The sequence below is a fragment of the Bradyrhizobium sp. 2TAF36 genome (assembly GCF_052114925.1).
In the GTDB taxonomy this organism is placed as follows: domain Bacteria; phylum Pseudomonadota; class Alphaproteobacteria; order Rhizobiales; family Xanthobacteraceae; genus Bradyrhizobium; species Bradyrhizobium barranii.
In genome coordinates this window covers 41,694-58,475 of sequence record NZ_JBFRFR010000042.1, presented here as the reverse complement: position 1 = coordinate 58,475, position 16,782 = coordinate 41,694, and the positions used below count along the sequence as shown (strand labels likewise).

Genomic DNA, 16,782 nt, shown 5'->3' with positions numbered 1-16,782 from the left:
GCATTCCTTCCAGTTTCCTCAGGTCTATTCTGAAGCATGATCCCGGAAAAGTGTGCGGCGGTTTTCCGAAAGGATCATGCTCAAACAACAAGCCAAGCCGATAGCATCTGGCCTGCCTATTCGAAAGGCTTGTTCGCCCCTCTGGTCTATGGTTAGGCATAGGCCATGATCACATTCCCGAAGCATTTGCTGGAAGGCTACAAGGCCTTCGCCACCCAGCGGCTGCCGACCGAGCAGAGCCGCTATCGCGAGCTGTCGGTGAAGGGGCAGTTCCCGGAAGTGATGGTGATCGGCTGCTGCGACAGCCGCGTCTCGCCCGAGGTGATCTTCGACGTCGGCCCGGGCGAACTGTTCGTCGTCCGCAACATCGCCAACCTGGTGCCGGTGTATCAGCCCGACGGCAATGCGCACGGCGTCTCCGCAGCGCTGGAATATGCCGTGACGGTCCTGAAGGTGAAGCACATCGTCGTGCTCGGGCACGCGCAGTGCGGCGGCATCCGCGCCTTCGTCGACAAGATCGAGCCGCTCACGCCGGGCGACTTCATCGGCAAATGGATGCAGATGTTCATCAAGCCGGGCGAAGTGGTCGAGCAGCGCGACCACGAGACCATGGCGCAGTTCGTCGAGCGCATCGAGAAGGCCGCGGTGTTCCGCAGCCTGGAAAACCTGATGACGTTCCCGTTCGTGCAGAAGGCGGTGGACTCAGGCCAGATGCAGACCCACGGCGCCTATTTCGGCGTGGCAGAGGGGTCGCTGTTCGTGCTGGACAAGGTCGCGAAGGAATTCAAGAGCGTGCGCAACGCGGCTTGAATTCGTAGGGTGGGCAAAGGCGCAACGCGCCGTGCCCACCATCTTTCCCGATTGAGACCTTGGTGGGCACGCTTCGCTTTGCCCACCCTACGAGATCCCGCTCGTTACGCCGCCTTCTTCTTCGCGCTGATCAGCTTGCGGTTGATCAGCACTTCCGCGATCTGAATGGCGTTGAGCGCCGCGCCCTTGCGCAGATTGTCGGACACGCACCACAGCACGAGGCCGTTCTCCACCGTCGCGTCCTCGCGGATGCGGCTGATATAGGTGGCGTCCTCGCCGGCGGCTTCATACGGCGTGGCGTAGCCACCGGGCTCCTGCTTGTCGATGACGAGGCAGCCCGGCGCCTTGCGCAGGATGTCGCGTGCCTCGTCCGCCGTGATCGGATTCTCGAACTCGATGTTGACGGCCTCGGAGTGGCCGACGAACACCGGCACGCGCACGCAGGTCGCGGAGAGCTTGATCTTGGGATCAAGGATCTTCTTGGTCTCCGCCATCATCTTCCACTCTTCCTTGGTGTAGCCGTCCTCCATGAAGACGTCGATCTGGGGGATGACGTTGAAGGCGATGCGCTTGGGGAATTTCTTCGCGATCAGCTCGCTGTTGGTGTAGACGGCCTTGGTCTGCGAGAACAATTCGTCCATCGCATCCTTGCCGGCGCCCGAGACCGATTGATAGGTCGAGACCACGACGCGCTTGATCGTCGCCTTGTCGTGCAGCGGCTTCAGCGCGACCACGAGCTGCGCGGTCGAGCAGTTCGGGTTGGCGATGATATTCTTCTTCTTGAAGCCGGCCGTCGCATCCGCGTTCACCTCGGGCACGATCAGCGGCACGTCCGGATCCATGCGCCAGGCGGACGAGTTGTCGATCACGACCGTGCCGGCGGCGCCGATCTTCGGCGACCATTCCTTCGACACCGAGCCGCCCGCCGACATCAGGCAGATGTCGACATCGGAGAAGTCATAGTGCTCGAGCGCTTTGACCTTCAGGGTGCGGTCGCCATAGGAGACCTCGACGCCGACGCTGCGGCGTGACGCCAGGGCCACGACCTCGTCCGCGGGGAATTTGCGCTCATCGAGGATGTTGAGCATTTCCCGTCCGACATTGCCGGTCGCGCCGACGACTGCGACTTTGTAACCCATCGTTCACTCTCCGATGAAAAAGCCCGTTCCTGAAGCTGACGCTTAAACAGGAAGAGCAGCGCTTCTATGCGAGAACCGGCCTCAAGACAACGTTGGACCATGCCTGAAGGCCGTGGATGCAGTCGCCAGAGGCCAGCACGGCCGCAACCCCTACCCAGATCCATCTGGCGCTCGCAGCCCTCGCCGACGAAGTCGTCGGCACGCTGGCGCGCCTGTTCGCCTATGTGGGGGCGCTGGCCCTGTTTGCCATCCTCGCGCTGGCGGCGTTCGACCAGCTGCCCAGCCTGCGTGACGAAGAGCCCGCGGAGAAGCCGGGGTGGAGCGTGGCCGATCGCTCGCAACCGGCCTTCGCCCTCAGTCGGCTCGATTCATCAGAAAAAACAGCCTCTTACGTCATTCTCAGGCATCCCGAAGGCGGCCGCAGGGACGTGATGCGCTGGACCGGCGAGGCGGACAAGCCCGTGGCGGAGCTCGAGATCTACCGCGAAGGCGGCGAATTCGACGTGGCCCGCCCGGCGACAGCGGACCTGGCGGTCCACATGGGCCTGGGTGAAGCAACGCCGCTCGAGCAGGCCGGCCTGATCGACACGAAATTCGGTCCCGTCGCCCTGTTCCGGCCCACCGGCACGGCGGAGGCCGCGCGGGCGTGCCTCGGCTACCTCAAGCGCAGCGAGGAGCCGGCGCTCCAGATCTCCGGCTTCTCCTGCCAGGGCGACACCCTGCCCGCCCGGCGCGCGGCGATCGCCTGCACGCTGAACCGGCTGACGCTCCTGACCTCGGGCAACGAGCCGAAGCTGGCGGAATTGTTCGCCCATGCGGAGCTGAAGCGCCGCTCCTGCGCTCCCCAGGGTTCGTCGGACTGGCTGCTGGGCGCGGCGAACGCGCAATTGCGCGGGGCGCTCTAACCGGCATCAAGCTCAAGTGGCTGGTATTGATGCAACTTTTGCCAGCGCGCACGATTATTCCGGGCTGGTGTGACCCAATAGACCTAGTTGCGGCCACCCTTGCCGGGCTAGTATGGGGATGAAATCGATTGGCGGCTTGCCGCCTGAAGGGGACGTGATGAGCTCGAATTTCTCCGCCGCGAACAAACTGGCGATGTGGCTTGCGGCCGGCGCCGTGGTTGCCATGTCCTCAGCCCTCGCGACACCCGCCTCGGCAGACACCAAGAAGCAACGTTACGACAACAGCCGGCCCTATTACGGTCCGAGTGGCCCCAACGCGGTCTATCAGCAGGGCCGCACCCGCCTCTATGTGAGCAAGCGCTCCTGGCTCGACGGCGGCACCGAGGTCAATCCTGGCGACCGCAAGTTCTCCGATTACGCTTTCCCGCCGGCGATCGGCTATCCGACCTTCGCCCGCGAGAACAACAACCGCCCGATCGATCGCCAGCCGCTGAGCACGCCGGCCGACGTCGGCGGCTATCCACGGAATTTCCCGCTGTACTGAGCGGAATCATCGACCGAATCAAAATGGCCGGGCTCGCGCCCGGCCATTTTTGTTTGTGAGAGATACGTCCGCTTCAGGCTTTGGCTGCCGGGTCGTAGCGCCTGCAAAATTCTTCGATCGCCTCGGAGCGGAAATCGCCCAGGCGCTCGAAGATGAGTTCGTCCGGCCAATCCCACCAGGCAATGCGGCGCAGGCTTGCCGCGACCGAATCGTCAAAGCGCTTGCGGATGGCACGCGCGGGAACGCCACCGACGATCGTGTAGGGCTCGACATCGCGGCTGACGACCGCGCCCGCGGCAATCACCGCCCCGTCGCCGACCGTGACGCCCGGCAGCAGGATGGCGGCGTGCCCGATCCAGACATCGTTGCCGACGATGACGCGATCTCCGCGACGATCCGCAAAGAAGTCGCGGTCACGCGTCGCACTCGCCTCGTAATATTCCGGGACATAGGTGAAGCGATGCTGGGACGGACGGCCCATCGGATGATTGGGCGCGCCGATGCGCACCGAATTGGCGATGGCGGTGAACTTTCCGATCACCGCGTCGGCGACCTCACAGTTCTCGCCGAGATAGGAGTAGTCGCCGAGCGAGGCATATTCGATGCGGGTGTTGGCGAGGATTTCGCAGCGCCGCCCGATCTGCGCTTCGCGCTGGCGCACCGTTTCATGGATGATGGTTTCCGCGATCTTGGGGCGGGGCGAGGCATCCATGAGTTGGCTTCCTGAGGTCGTCGGCAGAGCCGTAGGGTGGGCAAAGGCGCGAAGCGCCGTGCCCACCATCTCGCGGCAATCGCGATCGAAATGGTGGGCACGCGATCGCTTTGCCCACCCTACGATTGCGGTGTTTGTGGCTACGCGTGCAGCTTCTGCAATTCCTTCAGGATCGCTTCGCCCATCTGCGTGGTCGAGGCGGCCGTGGTGCCTTCCGACTTGATGTCGGCGGTGCGCAGGCCGCTCGCCAGCACCGCGGCGATCGCGGCATCGACCTTGTCGGCGAGATCGCCCATGTCGAAGGAATAGCGCAGCGCCATGCCGAAGGACGAGATCATCGCGATGGGATTCGCGAGGCCTTGGCCTGCGATGTCGGGTGCCGAACCGTGCACGGGCTCGTACAGCGCCTTGCGCTTCTTGCTCTTCACATCAACCTCGCCGAGCGAAGCCGAGGGCAGCATGCCGAGCGAGCCGGTGAGCATTGCCGCGATGTCGGAGAGCATGTCGCCGAACAGGTTGTCGGTGACGATGACGTCGAACTGCTTCGGCGCCTTCACCAGCATCATGCCGCCGGAATCGGCGAGCTGGTGCTCGAGCGTGACATCAGGATATTCGCGCTTGTGGACCGCCGTCATGACCTCATTCCAGAGCACGCCCGACTTCATGACGTTGCGTTTCTCCATCGACGTCACCTTGTTCTTGCGCTTCCTGGCAAGCTCGAAGGCGACGCGGCCGATACGCTCGATCTCATAGGTGTCGTAGACCTGGGTATCGACGGCGCGCTTCTGGCCGTTGCCGAGATCGGTGATGGTCTTGGGCTCGCCGAAATAGACGCCGCCGGTGAGCTCGCGCACGATGACGATGTCGAGACCCTCGACCGCCTCACGCTTCAGGCTGGAGGCATCGGCCAGCGCCGGATAGCACACCGCGGGGCGGAGGTTGGCGAACAGGGCGAGATCCTTGCGCAGGCGGAGCAGGCCGGCTTCGGGGCGCACCTCGTAAGGAACGGCATCCCACTTCGGGCCGCCGACCGCGCCGAAGATAATGGCGTCGGCGGCCAGCGCCTTGGCCATGTCGCCCTCGGAGATCGACACCTTGTGGGCGTCATAGGCGGAGCCGCCGACCAGGCCGGTATCGGTCTCGAATTTGGCGATCCCTGCCGAATTGAGCCAGTCGATCAGCCGCTTCACCTCGCCCATCACCTCGGGGCCGATACCGTCGCCGGGGAGCAGCAGCAATTTGTGGGTCGCCATGGTCGTTTCCTCTGAGATCGAATTCGGCCGGAGTGCTAGAGCGGCGTTGCGCGCTTGGCAAGACACCATTGCCGCCTCGCGGCTGTGCAAGGCCCGCAGGGCCTGCCACACTGCACGCGCCGGAGTATCCCTTGCGCGCCCCTGATCGTCCCCCGCCCGACGCACACCCCGCGCGGCTGATCCTGACCCTGTCGCTGGCGGCGACGGTCGGGCTCGGCATCGGCCGCTTTGCCTATGCGCTGGTGCTGCCCGATATGCGGGAGGACCTCGGCTGGTCCTACTCGGCGGCCGGTTTCATGAACACCATCAATGCCGTCGGCTACCTCGTGGGCGCGCTTGTCGCGTCCCGGCTGATCCAGCGCGTCGGCTGGTCGGCGGCGATCCGCGGCGGAACCCTCGCCTGCGTCGCAGCGCTCGCCACCTGCGCGCTGACAGGCAATTTCGTTGCGCTGAGCCTCGCACGCCTCGTGCTGGGCTTAGGGGCGGCAGCCGGCTTCGTCGCCGGCGGCGCGCTGGCCGCGGCCATCGCGCAGTCGCGCCCGGAACGGGCCAATTTCCTGCTCAGCCTGTTCTATGCCGGGCCGGGCATCGGGATTCTCGCCTCGGGGCTGATCGCCCCGTTCACGCTGCAATATTTCGGGCCGGGCTCGTGGTGGCTGGTGTGGTGGGCGCTGACGCTGCTGTCCGTCGTGATGACCGTGCCGCTGTTCCTGATCCGCATCGAGAGCGGGGTGCGTTTCTCGGAAGGCAGCCACGCCGCCTTCGCGATTTTGCCCGTGCTGATCTATCTCTCCGGCTACTTCCTGTTTGGCGCCGGCTACATCGCCTACATGACCTTCATGATCGCCTATGTGCGCGACGGCGGCGGCGGCGCCGCGGCGCAGGCCGCATTCTGGAGCCTGATCGGCCTCAGCGCCTTCGTCACACCCTGGGTCTGGCGCGGCGTACTGGCGCTCGACCGCGGTGGACTGGCCACCGCGATCATCCTCGGCACCAACGCGCTCGGCGCGGCCCTGCCGATGCTGGGGCATTCGCCGGCGTGGCTTGCGGTCTCGGCGGTGGTGTTCGGCGTCGCCTTCTTCGCCGTGGTCGGCTCGACCACGGCCTTCGTGCGCTTCAACTACCCGCCGGAGGCGTGGCCCACAGCGATCGCGGCGATGACGATCTCGTTCGGAGTCGGGCAGACGCTCGGCCCGATCGTGGTCGGCGCGATCACGGATGCGCTGGGGAGTCTGAGTTACGCATTGAATGTGTCGGCGGCGCTGCTGGCGCTGGGGGCGGTGGCCGCGTTGTGCCAGCGCAAGGTGGGGCCGGCCAAAGAACCGGTGCCGTAGGGTGGGCAAAGGCGCAAAGCGCCGTACCCACCATGACCGTTGTCGCGGATACAGCATTGGTGGGCACGCTTCGCTTTGCCCACCCTACGGCAGCGGAGCTAGCTCCCGCTGAACGAATTGTACCCCTGGTCTTCCCAATAGCCGCCCTTGTAGTCGTTGGTGACTTCCATCGAGACCACGTATTTCGGGTTCTTGAAGCCGAGTTTTGTCGGCACGCGGATCTTCATCGGGAAACCATAGGCGCGCGGCAAAATCTCGTTCGCGTATTTGAACGTCATCTGGGTTTGCGGATGCAGCGCACTGCGCATGTCCAGGGGCGAGTTGTAGCCGTCCTTGTCGGCGCACTGGAACCAGACATACTTTGCGCGCGTGTCGGCGCCGATCAGCTTGAGGAAATCGCGGAGCGGCGTGCCGGTCCAGCTTCCGATCGCGCTCCAGCCCTCGACACAGATGTGGCGGGTGATCTGCGTGACCTGCGGCAGCTTGTAGAGCTCGTCCAGCGTCCAGGACTTCTTGTTGTCGACGAGACCGCGCACCTCGAGCTTCCAGTCGGCGCCGTCGACATCAGGCGCATCGTCGAGATCGTAATAGGCGTTGAACGGGAACGGCTTTGTAATCGCGCTCTCGGGGAAGGTCGGCGCCAGCGCATCCGGATTGAACATCCAGGCCTGCACGGCGTCGTTGAATTTCGAGACCTTCGCCAGCAGGGTGTCGGCCGACGAGGAATCGACGACGTCGCAGCCGGTGAGCAGCGTCAGCGCGCCGAGGCTGGCGCCGCCGGCGATGAAGCGGCGGCGGGTGAAGTCCGGCATGGACTTGATGGAGTCCTTGATCAGCAGCCGCTTGTCGACGCCGGGGATGAGGAATGAGCGCTTGGCCATAACGGGTCTCACATATTTATCTTGAGCATGATCTTGTCGGAAAACCGGTTCCCACTTTTCCGGATCATGCTCTCAGCGACCAATGATCATCGCGCGCAGGCTCTTCGGCACCAGCAGCGCGAGCAAGACGTGAATGACGAGGAAGGCGCAGATCGCGGCCATGCAGAAGAAGTGCACGTAGCGCGCGGTCGGATAGTCGCCGAACAGCATCACGAGATAATAGAGCTGTACCGGCTTCCACATCGACAGGCCCGACAGCACGATCAGCACGCCGACCACGATGATGCCGGCGTAGAGTATGCGCTGCACGTAATTGTAGACGCTGAGATCGTCATGACCGAGCTTGAAGGTCAGGGCAGCCCTGACGTCGTGGAGCACACCGGACGGCGTGATCGGCAGCAATTTTTTGCGGAAGCGGCCGGTGGCGAAGCCGGTGATGAGATAGGCGAGGCCGTTGATCATCAAGAGCCACATGGCCGCAAAGTGCCAGAGCAGGCCGCCGCCGAGCCAGCCGCCGAGGGTATATTCGCGCGGGAAACTGAAGCCGAACAGCGGCGAGGCGTTGTAGATCTGCCAGCCCGACAGGATCATCAGGATCATGGCGACCGCATTGGTCCAGTGCATGACACGGACCCAGGCCGGCTGGATCACTTTGGCGGGGGTGGCGCTGACCTGCTCGTCGCTGACTGTGAGGCTCGACATGATGGTTCCGTCCTGAAGGTCGTCTGACACCGAATATACGCCGATACTTCCGCTTTCGTTACGCCCCCGCACGACGGCGAATCGAGTCTGCGGGCGACCGTGGTCACAATAAAGCGAGCCGGGTGCCCCCGGCTCGCCGTCTCAAAGCATCCTGTTCGGGGATGAAACAGGGGTGGGCGGTGTTACGTCGCCGGCATCAGCACGGTATCGACCACATGGATCACGCCGTTCGACTGGTTGACGTTGGAGATCGTCACCATCGAGGTGCCGCCCTTGGCATCGACGATCCAGACCTTGCCGTCCTGCTTCTTCACGGTCAGTTCCTCGCCTTCGGCGGTCTTCATCTTCTTGCCGTCGGTGAGGTCGGAGGCCTCGAGCTTGCCGGGCACGACATGGTAGGTGAGGATCTTGGTCAAGGTCGCCTTGTTCTCGGGCTTGACCAGATTGTCGACGGTGCCGGCCGGCAGCTTGCCGAAGGCGGCGTTGGTGGGCGCGAACACCGTGAACGGGCCCTTGCTTTCCAGCGTCGGCACCAGGCCGGCCGCCTTCACCGCCGCCACCAGCGTGGTGTGATCCTTCGAGTTGACGGCGTTCTGGACGATGTTCTTGGACGGGAACATCGCGGCGCCACCGACCATGACAGTCTTCTCCTCGGCGCGGACAGGCGCGACGACGGTCGCGGTGATGGCCAGGGCGCTGAAGGCGGCGGCAGCGAGATAGGCAATACGCTTCGACATGGAGGGTCTCCCGATTGAATTGTGACCGGCAATGGCCGGCGTTTGCGTTGGGGCAACAACGGCGCCTGTGACCTTTTGGCGTGAAGCAGCAGTGCCGTCGTTGGACCGAACTACGGGAGGGTTCGCGATGGGGTTTCGGGAAATAATTTATTGTGATGCGTGAAACTAAGCGGGGGTACGTTCGTGTGTGAGCGAGCGCGCCACACATCTCAGGAGCCGCAGGGTGGGCAAAGGCGCGCATGCGCCGTGCCCACCATCTCTCGCTCGATTGAGATAGGCATGGTGGGCACGCTTCGCTTTGCCCACCCTACAAGGCTCAATCCCTGTTGTTCGGCGTCTGGATAAATCCGCGATTATGCGTCGGGCTGATCAGGAGCTCGTTGATGCAGACGCGCGGCGGCATCGATGCGATGAACGCGATGGTGCGGCCCAGATCTTCCGATTGCAGCATCTTGGCCTGCTCCTCCTCGCTCGGCACCACCGGGCGCAGCTTCAAGATCGGGGTCGCCACTTCGCCCGGCATCAGGCAGCAGGCGCGCAGGCCGTTGACGCATTCGTCCATGTTGAAGGAATGAGTCAGCGCCAGCACCGCATGCTTGGTGGTGGTGTAGGCCGGGCCCGGCATCTTCGAGACGTGGCGGCCGGCCCAGGACGAGACGTTGATGATCGAGCCATCCTGCTGCTTGCGCATCGTGGGCAACACTGCGCGCATGCAGTACAGCACGCCGTTGAGATTGACCTGGACGAGCTTGTCCCAGCCCTCCAGTTCCATGTCCTTCCAGCTCCGCTTGGGGACATTGATACCGGCATTGTTCACGAGCAGGTCGATGCGGCCATGCTTTGCGACGATTTGATCGGCCGCTTTCTGGGCTTCGGCGGCGTTGGACACATCCAGCGCAATGGCCTCGGCCGCCCCGCCTGCCTTGGCAATCCTGGCAACCACGGTATCCAGGGCGTCCTTGCGGCGGCCCGAGACCACGACTATCCAGCCGTCGGCCGCGAGCGCCTCGGCGCCGGCCTCCCCGATCCCGCTGCCGCCGCCCGTGACCCAGGCCACGCGTTTCCCGTTTTTGGTCATGCAAACTGTCTCCGTTGCTTCATTGGGGCGGTTTTTGCTAATCCAGCCCTCGGTTTTGACCGGCCTTGTTGCCTTGCGGTCGAGGAAATCTTGCATGAACCAAGCTGCCAACGCCAACCTGTTTTCCCGCCTGTTCGACGGTCTGGACGATCCCAAACGCCTCGCGGTCGAGACGCAGGACGGCGGCCGTATCAGCTATGGCGATCTGATCGCGCGGGCCGGGCAGATGGCGAATGTGCTGGTCGCGCGCGGCGTGAAGCCCGGCGACCGCGTCGCGGTGCAGGTGGAGAAATCGGTCGCCAATATCGTGCTGTACCTCGCCACCGTGCGGGCCGGCGCGGTCTATTTGCCGCTGAACACGGCCTATACGCTGAACGAGCTCGATTACTTCATCGGCGACGCCGAGCCGTCGCTGGTGGTCTGCGATCCCTCCAAGGCCGACGGCCTCGCCCCGATCGCCGCCAAGGTGAAGGCCAAGGTCGAAACGCTCGGGCCTGACGGCAAGGGCTCGCTGACGGAAGCCGCCGACAAGGCCAGCAGCCAATTTGCAACCATCTCGCGGGCAAACGATGATCTCGCCGCGATCCTCTACACGTCAGGCACCACCGGCCGCTCCAAGGGCGCGATGCTGACGCACGACAATCTCGCGTCGAACTCGCTGAGCCTGGTCGGCTACTGGCGCTTCACCGACAAGGACGTACTGATCCATGCGCTGCCGATCTACCATACGCACGGCCTGTTCGTGGCGACCAACGTCACGCTGTTTTCGCGGGCGTCGATGATCTTCCTGCCGAAGCTCGACCCGGACCTGATCATCAAGCTGATGGCGCGCGCCACGGTGCTGATGGGCGTGCCGACCTTCTACACGCGGATGCTCCAGAACTCCGCGCTGTCGCGCGAGACCACAAAGCACATGCGGCTGTTCATCTCGGGCTCCGCGCCGCTGCTCGCCGAAACCCATCGCGAATGGTCGGCGCGCACGGGACATGCGGTGCTCGAGCGCTACGGCATGACCGAGACCAACATGAACACGTCGAACCCGTATGACGGCGAGCGCGTGCCCGGCGCGGTCGGCTTTCCCCTCCCCGGCGTCTCCGTGCGCGTGACCGAGCCCGAGACCGGCAAGGAGCTGCCGCGCGACGAAATCGGCATGATCGAGGTGAAGGGCCCGAACGTGTTCAAGGGATACTGGCGCATGCCGGAGAAGACCAAGTCGGAATTCCGGCCCGACGGCTTCTTCATCACCGGCGACCTCGGCAAGATCGACGACAAGGGCTACGTCCACATTCTCGGCCGCGGCAAGGATCTCGTGATCTCCGGCGGCTTCAACGTCTACCCCAAGGAAATCGAGAGTGAGCTCGACGCCATGCCGGGCGTGGTCGAATCCGCCGTGATCGGCGTGCCGCATGCCGATTTCGGCGAAGGCGTCACGGCGGTTCTGGTCTGCAACAAGGGCGCCGACGTCACTGAGGCCGCGGTGCTGAAGGCGCTCGACGGCCGGCTGGCAAAATTCAAGATGCCCAAGCGCGTGTTCGTCGTGGACGAACTGCCGCGGAATACGATGGGCAAGGTGCAGAAGAACGTGCTGCGCGATACGTACAAGGATATTTACGCGAAGAAATAAGAGACCCGTCGCAGAGTTGTTGCGACGGGGCGTCACCACACAACGCACCGTCATGCCCCGGCTTGACCGGGGCATCCAGTACGCCGCGGCCTCGCGGCTCAATCACCGGCGCTGGTGGAATACTGGATCGCCCGCCTTCGCGGGCGATGACAGCGGAGTATGTGGCGAGGGCTCTGCCCATCACTGCCCGCCCACCAAGCTCATCACGAACCGGCTTCCGACGATAAACAGATAGCACCCGAACGCCACCTCCAGCGTTCGCTTCGACATCGCATGCGCGGCTCTCACGCCGAGCGGCGCGGTGACGAGGCTCATCGGCATCACCAGCACGGCGCCGATCAGCGAGACGTAGCCGAGCGCGAACGGGATTTGCAGCGCTGCGACGGCCGGATAGGTCGCAGCCGCCGGCCAGCCGGCATAGATGTAGCCGAGCGCGCCGGGGATCGAGATCAGGACCGCGAGTGCCGACGAGGTCGCCACTGCCTGGTGGATGGGCCGGCCGTAAAACGTCATCAGCAGGTTCGAGAACAGGCCGCCGCCGATGCCCATCAGCGTCGAGAGGATACCGACGCAGAAGCCGTAGACGCGCATCAGCGGCCCTTTGGGCAGATCGTCGCCGAACTTCCAACCCTCGCGCGCGAAGATGAGACGCGCCGACGCGGAATAGGCGACGCAGACGAACACGATCTTGAACAGCTTCTCCGGCGCGTAACGCGCGATGACGCTGCCGGCGATGACACCGATCACGATCGGCAGCCACCACACGCGCAGGATCGTCATGTCGACGGCGCCGCGCTTGTAATGTGCCTGGAACGAACGGATCGACGTCGGAATGATCACCGCGAGCGAGGTGCCGATGCAGAGCGGCATGCGCACTTCGAGCGGCACGCCGGCGATGCGGAAGCATTCGTAAAACACCGGCACGAGAATCGCGCCGCCGCCGATGCCGAACACGCCGGCCAAGAATCCCGAGAGCGCGCCGGTTGCGATCAGCAACAGCGCGAGCTCGACGATCTCCTTGATATCAAGACCTGCAATCACCCCTGACCTGCCCCGGCGACTGGTCGCAACTTCTCCGAAACATGGGTTCGGAAAGCTGCGTGCGGAGCTTTAGGCGATCTGATTCTCGCGGTCGACACGCCAGGTCTTGCGGCTGGGGTGGAATGCAAGGTGCGCATATCCAGACAGCGGCAAACCGGGCCGGAGCGGGAGCGGATTGGTGCGGCCCAAATGGCGTTAGCGGCTCAAAAGACCGGCCCCGGGCAGGTTTGGACGGCATGGTCCGTTTAGAGGCGTTCCAATAGCAATTTCAACGCGCATCGGTCCCTTCAGAACAAATGAATTTATATTCTGTTTTTCGTTGGCGGACAGAAGTGCTGGTATACCAAGCCACTGATTGGCCTTGCATCATCAACGCTCTAGAGCTGAACCGCGGTTCGATTTATGGCGATTTGGTGATTGCGCAGGCGAAATCGACTCCGTAAATAGAGCCGACCTTTCGCGATCCCCGCGTGCCCCCTGCTGGGCCGCAATAAACATCAAAAGCCCATGACCGCACGGATCGAACGACCGCTTTCCCCCCACATGCAAGTCTACCGCTGGACGCTGACGATGGCGCTGTCCATCGTCCATCGCGCCACCGGTATCGCGCTCTACGTCGGAACCCTGCTGCTGGCCTGGTGGCTGATCGCGGCGGCTTCCGGCCCCGCCGCCTATTCCCACGTCCAGGCCTTCACCGGCAGCATCATCGGCCGGCTGATCGTGTTCGGCTACACTTGGGCGCTGATGCACCATATGCTGAGCGGTATCCGGCACTTCGTGTGGGACCTCGGCTACGGCTTCAAGCCCAATGAGCGCGAGGCCCTGACCTGGGGCGCGCTGATCGGCGGCATCGTGCTCACGGTCCTGATCTGGATCATCGCCTATGCGATCGGAGGCGGACGATGAGCGCGACCGATACGCCCAAGCGCAGCATGCGCACCCCGCTCGGCCGCGTCCGCAATCTCGGCGCGGCGCATTCGGGTACGTCCGATTTCTGGCGCCAGCGCATCACCGCCGTCGCCATGACGCTGCTGATGATTCCGGTGCTCGTGATCATCATGATGCTGCTCGGCCGCAACCAGGCCGGTGCCGCACAGATCCTCGGCTCGCTGCCGATCGCGGTGATCCTGCTGCTCTTCATCGCCGCCAGCGCCTGGCACATGAAGATCGGCATGCAGGTCGTGATCGAGGACTACGTCCATAACGAGAAGCTGAAGCTCATCTCGATCATGCTCAACAATTTCTTCTCGATCGCCGTGGCGCTCGCCTCGACCTACGCGATCCTCAAGCTTTCATCCGGAGTGTAACCCATGGCCACAGCGACGAATGGCAAGGGCAACGGCGCTCCCGCCACCAACGGCAAAGCCTATCCGATCGAAGACCACACCTATGACGTCGTCGTGGTTGGCGCCGGCGGCGCGGGCCTGCGCGCCGTGGTCGGCTGCAGCGAAGCCGGTCTGCGCACCGCCTGCATCACCAAAGTGTTTCCGACCCGCTCGCATACGGTCGCGGCGCAGGGCGGCATCTCGGCTTCGCTCGGCAACATGCACAAGGACGACTGGCGCTGGCACATGTACGACACCGTGAAGGGGTCGGACTGGCTGGGTGACCAGGACGCGATCGAATACATGGTGCGCAACGCGCCCGAGGCCGTCTACGAGCTCGAGCATTGGGGCGTGCCGTTCTCGCGCACCGAGGACGGCAAGATCTACCAGCGCCCGTTCGGCGGCATGACCATGGACTACGGCAAGGGCCAGGCGCAGCGCACCTGCGCCGCCGCCGACCGCACCGGCCACGCCATGTTGCACACGATGTACGGCCAGTCGCTGCGCCACGCGGCCGAGTTCTTCATCGAATTCTTCGCCATCGACCTGATCATGGACGACCAGGGCACCTGCCGCGGCGTCATCGCGCTCAAGTTGGATGACGGCACGCTGCACCGCTTCCGCGCCCAGACCGTGATCCTGGCAACCGGCGGCTACGGCCGCGCCTACGCGTCCTGCACCTCCGCACACACGTGCACCGGCGACGGCGGCGGCATGGTGCTGCGCGCCGGCCTGCCGATGCAGGACATGGAGTTCGTGCAGTTCCACCCGACCGGCATTTACGGCTCGGGCTGTCTCGTCACCGAAGGCGCGCGCGGCGAAGGCGGCTATCTCGTCAATTCCGAGGGCGAGCGCTTCATGGAGCGCTATGCGCCGTCCGCGAAGGACCTCGCCTCGCGCGACGTCGTCTCGCGCGCGATGACCATCGAGATCCGCGAAGGCCGCGGCGTCGGCAAGAAGAAGGACCACATCTTCCTGCATCTCGACCATCTCGATCCCGCGGTGCTCGCCGAGCGCCTGCCGGGCATCTCCGAATCCGCAAAAATCTTCGCCAATGTCGACGTGACGCGCGAGCCGATCCCGATCGTGCCGACCGTGCACTACAACATGGGCGGCATCCCCACGAACTATCACGGCGAAGTGCTGACCAAGCGGGACGGCGACGACAACGCCGTTATCCCCGGCCTGATGGCGATCGGCGAAGCCGCCTGCGTCTCCGTGCACGGCGCCAATCGCCTCGGCTCCAACTCGCTGATCGACCTCGTGGTGTTCGGCCGCGCCGCCGCTTTGCGTCTTGCCGAAAAGCTCACGCCCAACGCCAAGCAGCCGGAGCTGCCGGCGAACTCGTCCGAGCTCGCGCTCGGCCGCCTCGACCATTACCGCTACGCCTCCGGCGGCACGCCGACCGCGAAGCTGCGCGAAGGCATGCAGCACGTGATGCAGAACAATTGCGCGGTGTTCCGCACCGGCGACATCCTGAGCGAAGGCCAGAACCTGATCGAGAAGGTCCACAGCGGCATCACCGACATCGCCGTGTCCGACCGCTCGCTGGTGTGGAATTCCGACCTGATCGAGACGCTCGAGTTCGACAATCTGATCTCGCAGGCGGTGGTGACGATGGACTCCGCCGCCAACCGCACCGAGAGCCGCGGCGCGCATGCCCGCGAGGACTTCTCCGCGCGCGACGACAAGAACTGGATGAAGCACACGCTGGCCTGGCTGGACGATGCCGGCAAGGTCAAGATCGAGTACCGCCCCGTTCACGACTACACCATGACCAACGACGTGCAGTACATCCCGCCCAAGGCGCGCGTGTACTGAGCGAACAGCGAAGGCCTTAATCGAAATGGTTGAATTCGCACTTCCGAAGAACTCCAAGATCACCGGCGGCAAGACCTGGCCGAAGCCGGCAGGYGCGACAGACGTTCGCGAATTCCGCGTCTATCGCTGGAATCCTGACGACGGCAAGAATCCGAGCGTCGACACCTATTACGTCGACACCCATGATTGCGGTCCGATGGTGTTGGACGGCCTGATCTGGATCAAGAACAACATCGACCCGTCGCTGACCTTCCGCCGCTCCTGCCGTGAAGGCGTCTGCGGCTCCTGCGCGATGAACATCGACGGCCAGAACACGCTGGCCTGCACCCGTTCGATGCACGACGTGAAGGACGGCGCGGTCAAGATCAACCCGCTGCCGCACCAGCCTGTCGTGAAGGACCTCGTTCCCGACCTCACCAATTTCTATGCGCAGTATGCCTCCGTCGAGCCGTGGCTGAAGACGACCTCGCCGACGCCGCAGAAGGAGTGGCGCCAGAGCCACGAGGATCGCGAGAAGCTCGACGGTCTCTACGAGTGCATCCTCTGCGCCTGCTGCTCGACCTCGTGCCCGAGCTATTGGTGGAACAGCGATCGCTATCTCGGCCCGGCCGCCCTGCTCCAGGCCAACCGCTGGGTCTCCGACTCCCGCGACGAGGCGACCGGCGAGCGACTCGACAATCTCGAGGACCCGTTCCGCCTCTACCGCTGCCATACCATCATGAACTGCGCCAAGGCCTGCCCGAAGGGTCTCAACCCGGCCGAAGCCATCGCCGAGCTCAAGCTCAAGATGGTCGAGCGCCWGATCTAGGCCTCATTCATGCTACGGCCCCCCGGCCGCGACGGCCGGGGCATTCTACGATCAACCTCAGTTTGAGT

The 16,782-nt window shown here is 64.1% G+C and carries 17 protein-coding genes; 9 read left to right on the top strand and 8 right to left on the bottom strand.

What is annotated here, in order from left to right; genetic code table 11:
• Positions 1 to 165: 165 nt before the first annotated feature.
• Positions 166 to 810, top strand: coding sequence for a carbonic anhydrase (locus AB4Z51_RS24065; RefSeq protein ID WP_063980379.1), 645 nt, complete (start codon positions 166 to 168; stop codon positions 808 to 810).
• 104 nt (positions 811 to 914) lie between these two features.
• Here AB4Z51_RS24065 and AB4Z51_RS24060 read toward each other — a convergent pair whose 3' ends face one another.
• The gene (locus AB4Z51_RS24060) at positions 915 to 1,949 is read right to left on the bottom strand and encodes an aspartate-semialdehyde dehydrogenase (RefSeq protein WP_063980378.1); all 1,035 of its coding nucleotides are present in this window, start codon (positions 1,947 to 1,949) and stop codon (positions 915 to 917) included.
• Between the two features lie 116 nt (positions 1,950 to 2,065).
• Between AB4Z51_RS24060 and AB4Z51_RS24055 the strand changes: the two genes are divergently transcribed.
• Positions 2,066 to 2,854, top strand: coding sequence for a hypothetical protein (locus tag AB4Z51_RS24055; protein ID WP_441498121.1), 789 nt, complete (start codon positions 2,066 to 2,068; stop codon positions 2,852 to 2,854).
• A gap of 157 nt (positions 2,855 to 3,011) precedes the next feature.
• Positions 3,012 to 3,398, top strand: a complete 387-nt coding sequence (locus tag AB4Z51_RS24050) for a hypothetical protein (protein WP_028158592.1) — start codon at positions 3,012 to 3,014, stop codon at positions 3,396 to 3,398.
• 73 nt (positions 3,399 to 3,471) lie between these two features.
• Here the strand turns inward: AB4Z51_RS24050 and AB4Z51_RS24045 are convergent, their stop codons facing one another.
• Positions 3,472 to 4,110: a DapH/DapD/GlmU-related protein gene (locus AB4Z51_RS24045; RefSeq protein WP_441498120.1), complete on the bottom strand. Its 639-nt coding sequence runs from the start codon at positions 4,108 to 4,110 to the stop codon at positions 3,472 to 3,474.
• Between the two features lie 140 nt (positions 4,111 to 4,250).
• A complete protein-coding gene (gene leuB / locus AB4Z51_RS24040; protein ID WP_231143761.1) occupies positions 4,251 to 5,363 on the bottom strand; it encodes a 3-isopropylmalate dehydrogenase in 1,113 nt (370 codons plus the stop codon).
• 131 nt (positions 5,364 to 5,494) lie between these two features.
• Here leuB and AB4Z51_RS24035 point away from each other — a divergent pair, with 131 nt between their 5' ends.
• A complete protein-coding gene (locus tag AB4Z51_RS24035) occupies positions 5,495 to 6,697 on the top strand; it encodes a YbfB/YjiJ family MFS transporter (protein ID WP_441498119.1) in 1,203 nt (400 codons plus the stop codon).
• A gap of 98 nt (positions 6,698 to 6,795) precedes the next feature.
• Here AB4Z51_RS24035 and AB4Z51_RS24030 read toward each other — a convergent pair whose 3' ends face one another.
• The 4 genes from AB4Z51_RS24030 to AB4Z51_RS24015 form a co-directional block, all read right to left on the bottom strand.
• Positions 6,796 to 7,578: a molybdopterin-binding protein gene (locus AB4Z51_RS24030; RefSeq protein ID WP_063980374.1), complete on the bottom strand. Its 783-nt coding sequence runs from the start codon at positions 7,576 to 7,578 to the stop codon at positions 6,796 to 6,798.
• Between the two features lie 72 nt (positions 7,579 to 7,650).
• Positions 7,651 to 8,280 (bottom strand): cytochrome b/b6 domain-containing protein, encoded by a 630-nt coding sequence (locus AB4Z51_RS24025; protein WP_441498118.1) that lies wholly within the window; start codon positions 8,278 to 8,280, stop codon positions 7,651 to 7,653.
• A gap of 182 nt (positions 8,281 to 8,462) precedes the next feature.
• Positions 8,463 to 9,017: a fasciclin domain-containing protein gene (locus AB4Z51_RS24020; protein ID WP_014490676.1), complete on the bottom strand. Its 555-nt coding sequence runs from the start codon at positions 9,015 to 9,017 to the stop codon at positions 8,463 to 8,465.
• Positions 9,018 to 9,333: 316 nt separating this feature from the next.
• On the bottom strand, positions 9,334 to 10,095 hold the full coding sequence (locus tag AB4Z51_RS24015) for an SDR family oxidoreductase (protein WP_135213890.1): 762 nt from the start codon (positions 10,093 to 10,095) through the stop codon (positions 9,334 to 9,336).
• 94 nt (positions 10,096 to 10,189) lie between these two features.
• Between AB4Z51_RS24015 and AB4Z51_RS24010 the strand changes: the two genes are divergently transcribed.
• A complete protein-coding gene (locus AB4Z51_RS24010; RefSeq protein ID WP_441498117.1) occupies positions 10,190 to 11,719 on the top strand; it encodes a malonate--CoA ligase in 1,530 nt (509 codons plus the stop codon).
• A gap of 180 nt (positions 11,720 to 11,899) precedes the next feature.
• On the opposite strand, the gene AB4Z51_RS24005 is transcribed toward AB4Z51_RS24010, so the two are convergent.
• Positions 11,900 to 12,760, bottom strand: coding sequence for a sulfite exporter TauE/SafE family protein (locus AB4Z51_RS24005; protein ID WP_441498116.1), 861 nt, complete (start codon positions 12,758 to 12,760; stop codon positions 11,900 to 11,902).
• 507 nt (positions 12,761 to 13,267) lie between these two features.
• On the opposite strand from AB4Z51_RS24005, the gene sdhC reads away from it, so the two are divergent.
• The 4 genes from sdhC to AB4Z51_RS23985 are packed head-to-tail and all read left to right on the top strand — an operon-like array spanning position 13,268 to position 16,714.
• The gene (gene sdhC / locus AB4Z51_RS24000) at positions 13,268 to 13,666 is read left to right on the top strand and encodes a succinate dehydrogenase, cytochrome b556 subunit (RefSeq protein ID WP_028151914.1); all 399 of its coding nucleotides are present in this window, start codon (positions 13,268 to 13,270) and stop codon (positions 13,664 to 13,666) included.
• The gene (sdhD, locus tag AB4Z51_RS23995) at positions 13,663 to 14,067 is read left to right on the top strand and encodes a succinate dehydrogenase, hydrophobic membrane anchor protein (RefSeq protein ID WP_028151915.1); all 405 of its coding nucleotides are present in this window, start codon (positions 13,663 to 13,665) and stop codon (positions 14,065 to 14,067) included. The genes sdhC and sdhD overlap by 4 nt, the downstream gene beginning before the upstream one ends.
• 3 nt (positions 14,068 to 14,070) lie before the next feature.
• The gene (gene sdhA / locus AB4Z51_RS23990) at positions 14,071 to 15,906 is read left to right on the top strand and encodes a succinate dehydrogenase flavoprotein subunit (protein ID WP_063980368.1); all 1,836 of its coding nucleotides are present in this window, start codon (positions 14,071 to 14,073) and stop codon (positions 15,904 to 15,906) included.
• A gap of 25 nt (positions 15,907 to 15,931) precedes the next feature.
• A complete protein-coding gene (locus tag AB4Z51_RS23985; protein WP_441498115.1) occupies positions 15,932 to 16,714 on the top strand; it encodes a succinate dehydrogenase iron-sulfur subunit in 783 nt (260 codons plus the stop codon).
• The last annotated feature ends 68 nt before the right edge of the window (positions 16,715 to 16,782 follow it).

What these genes read in the sequence shown, in the direction of transcription:
- AB4Z51_RS24045 (WP_441498120.1), bottom strand. Translation starts at nt 4,110, where the DNA reads ATGGATGCCTCGCCCCGCCCCAAGATCGCGGAAACCATCATCCATGAA.
- sdhC (WP_028151914.1), top strand. Translation starts at nt 13,268, where the DNA reads ATGACCGCACGGATCGAACGACCGCTTTCCCCCCACATGCAAGTCTAC.
- AB4Z51_RS24050 (WP_028158592.1), top strand. Translation starts at nt 3,012, where the DNA reads ATGAGCTCGAATTTCTCCGCCGCGAACAAACTGGCGATGTGGCTTGCG.
- AB4Z51_RS24010 (WP_441498117.1), top strand. Translation starts at nt 10,190, where the DNA reads ATGAACCAAGCTGCCAACGCCAACCTGTTTTCCCGCCTGTTCGACGGT.
- sdhD (WP_028151915.1), top strand. Translation starts at nt 13,663, where the DNA reads ATGAGCGCGACCGATACGCCCAAGCGCAGCATGCGCACCCCGCTCGGC.
- AB4Z51_RS24060 (WP_063980378.1), bottom strand. Translation starts at nt 1,949, where the DNA reads ATGGGTTACAAAGTCGCAGTCGTCGGCGCGACCGGCAATGTCGGACGG.
- leuB (WP_231143761.1), bottom strand. Translation starts at nt 5,363, where the DNA reads ATGGCGACCCACAAATTGCTGCTGCTCCCCGGCGACGGTATCGGCCCC.
- AB4Z51_RS24055 (WP_441498121.1), top strand. Translation starts at nt 2,066, where the DNA reads ATGCAGTCGCCAGAGGCCAGCACGGCCGCAACCCCTACCCAGATCCAT.
- AB4Z51_RS24030 (WP_063980374.1), bottom strand. Translation starts at nt 7,578, where the DNA reads ATGGCCAAGCGCTCATTCCTCATCCCCGGCGTCGACAAGCGGCTGCTG.
- AB4Z51_RS24015 (WP_135213890.1), bottom strand. Translation starts at nt 10,095, where the DNA reads ATGACCAAAAACGGGAAACGCGTGGCCTGGGTCACGGGCGGCGGCAGC.
- sdhA (WP_063980368.1), top strand. Translation starts at nt 14,071, where the DNA reads ATGGCCACAGCGACGAATGGCAAGGGCAACGGCGCTCCCGCCACCAAC.
- AB4Z51_RS24065 (WP_063980379.1), top strand. Translation starts at nt 166, where the DNA reads ATGATCACATTCCCGAAGCATTTGCTGGAAGGCTACAAGGCCTTCGCC.
- AB4Z51_RS24020 (WP_014490676.1), bottom strand. Translation starts at nt 9,017, where the DNA reads ATGTCGAAGCGTATTGCCTATCTCGCTGCCGCCGCCTTCAGCGCCCTG.
- AB4Z51_RS24025 (WP_441498118.1), bottom strand. Translation starts at nt 8,280, where the DNA reads ATGTCGAGCCTCACAGTCAGCGACGAGCAGGTCAGCGCCACCCCCGCC.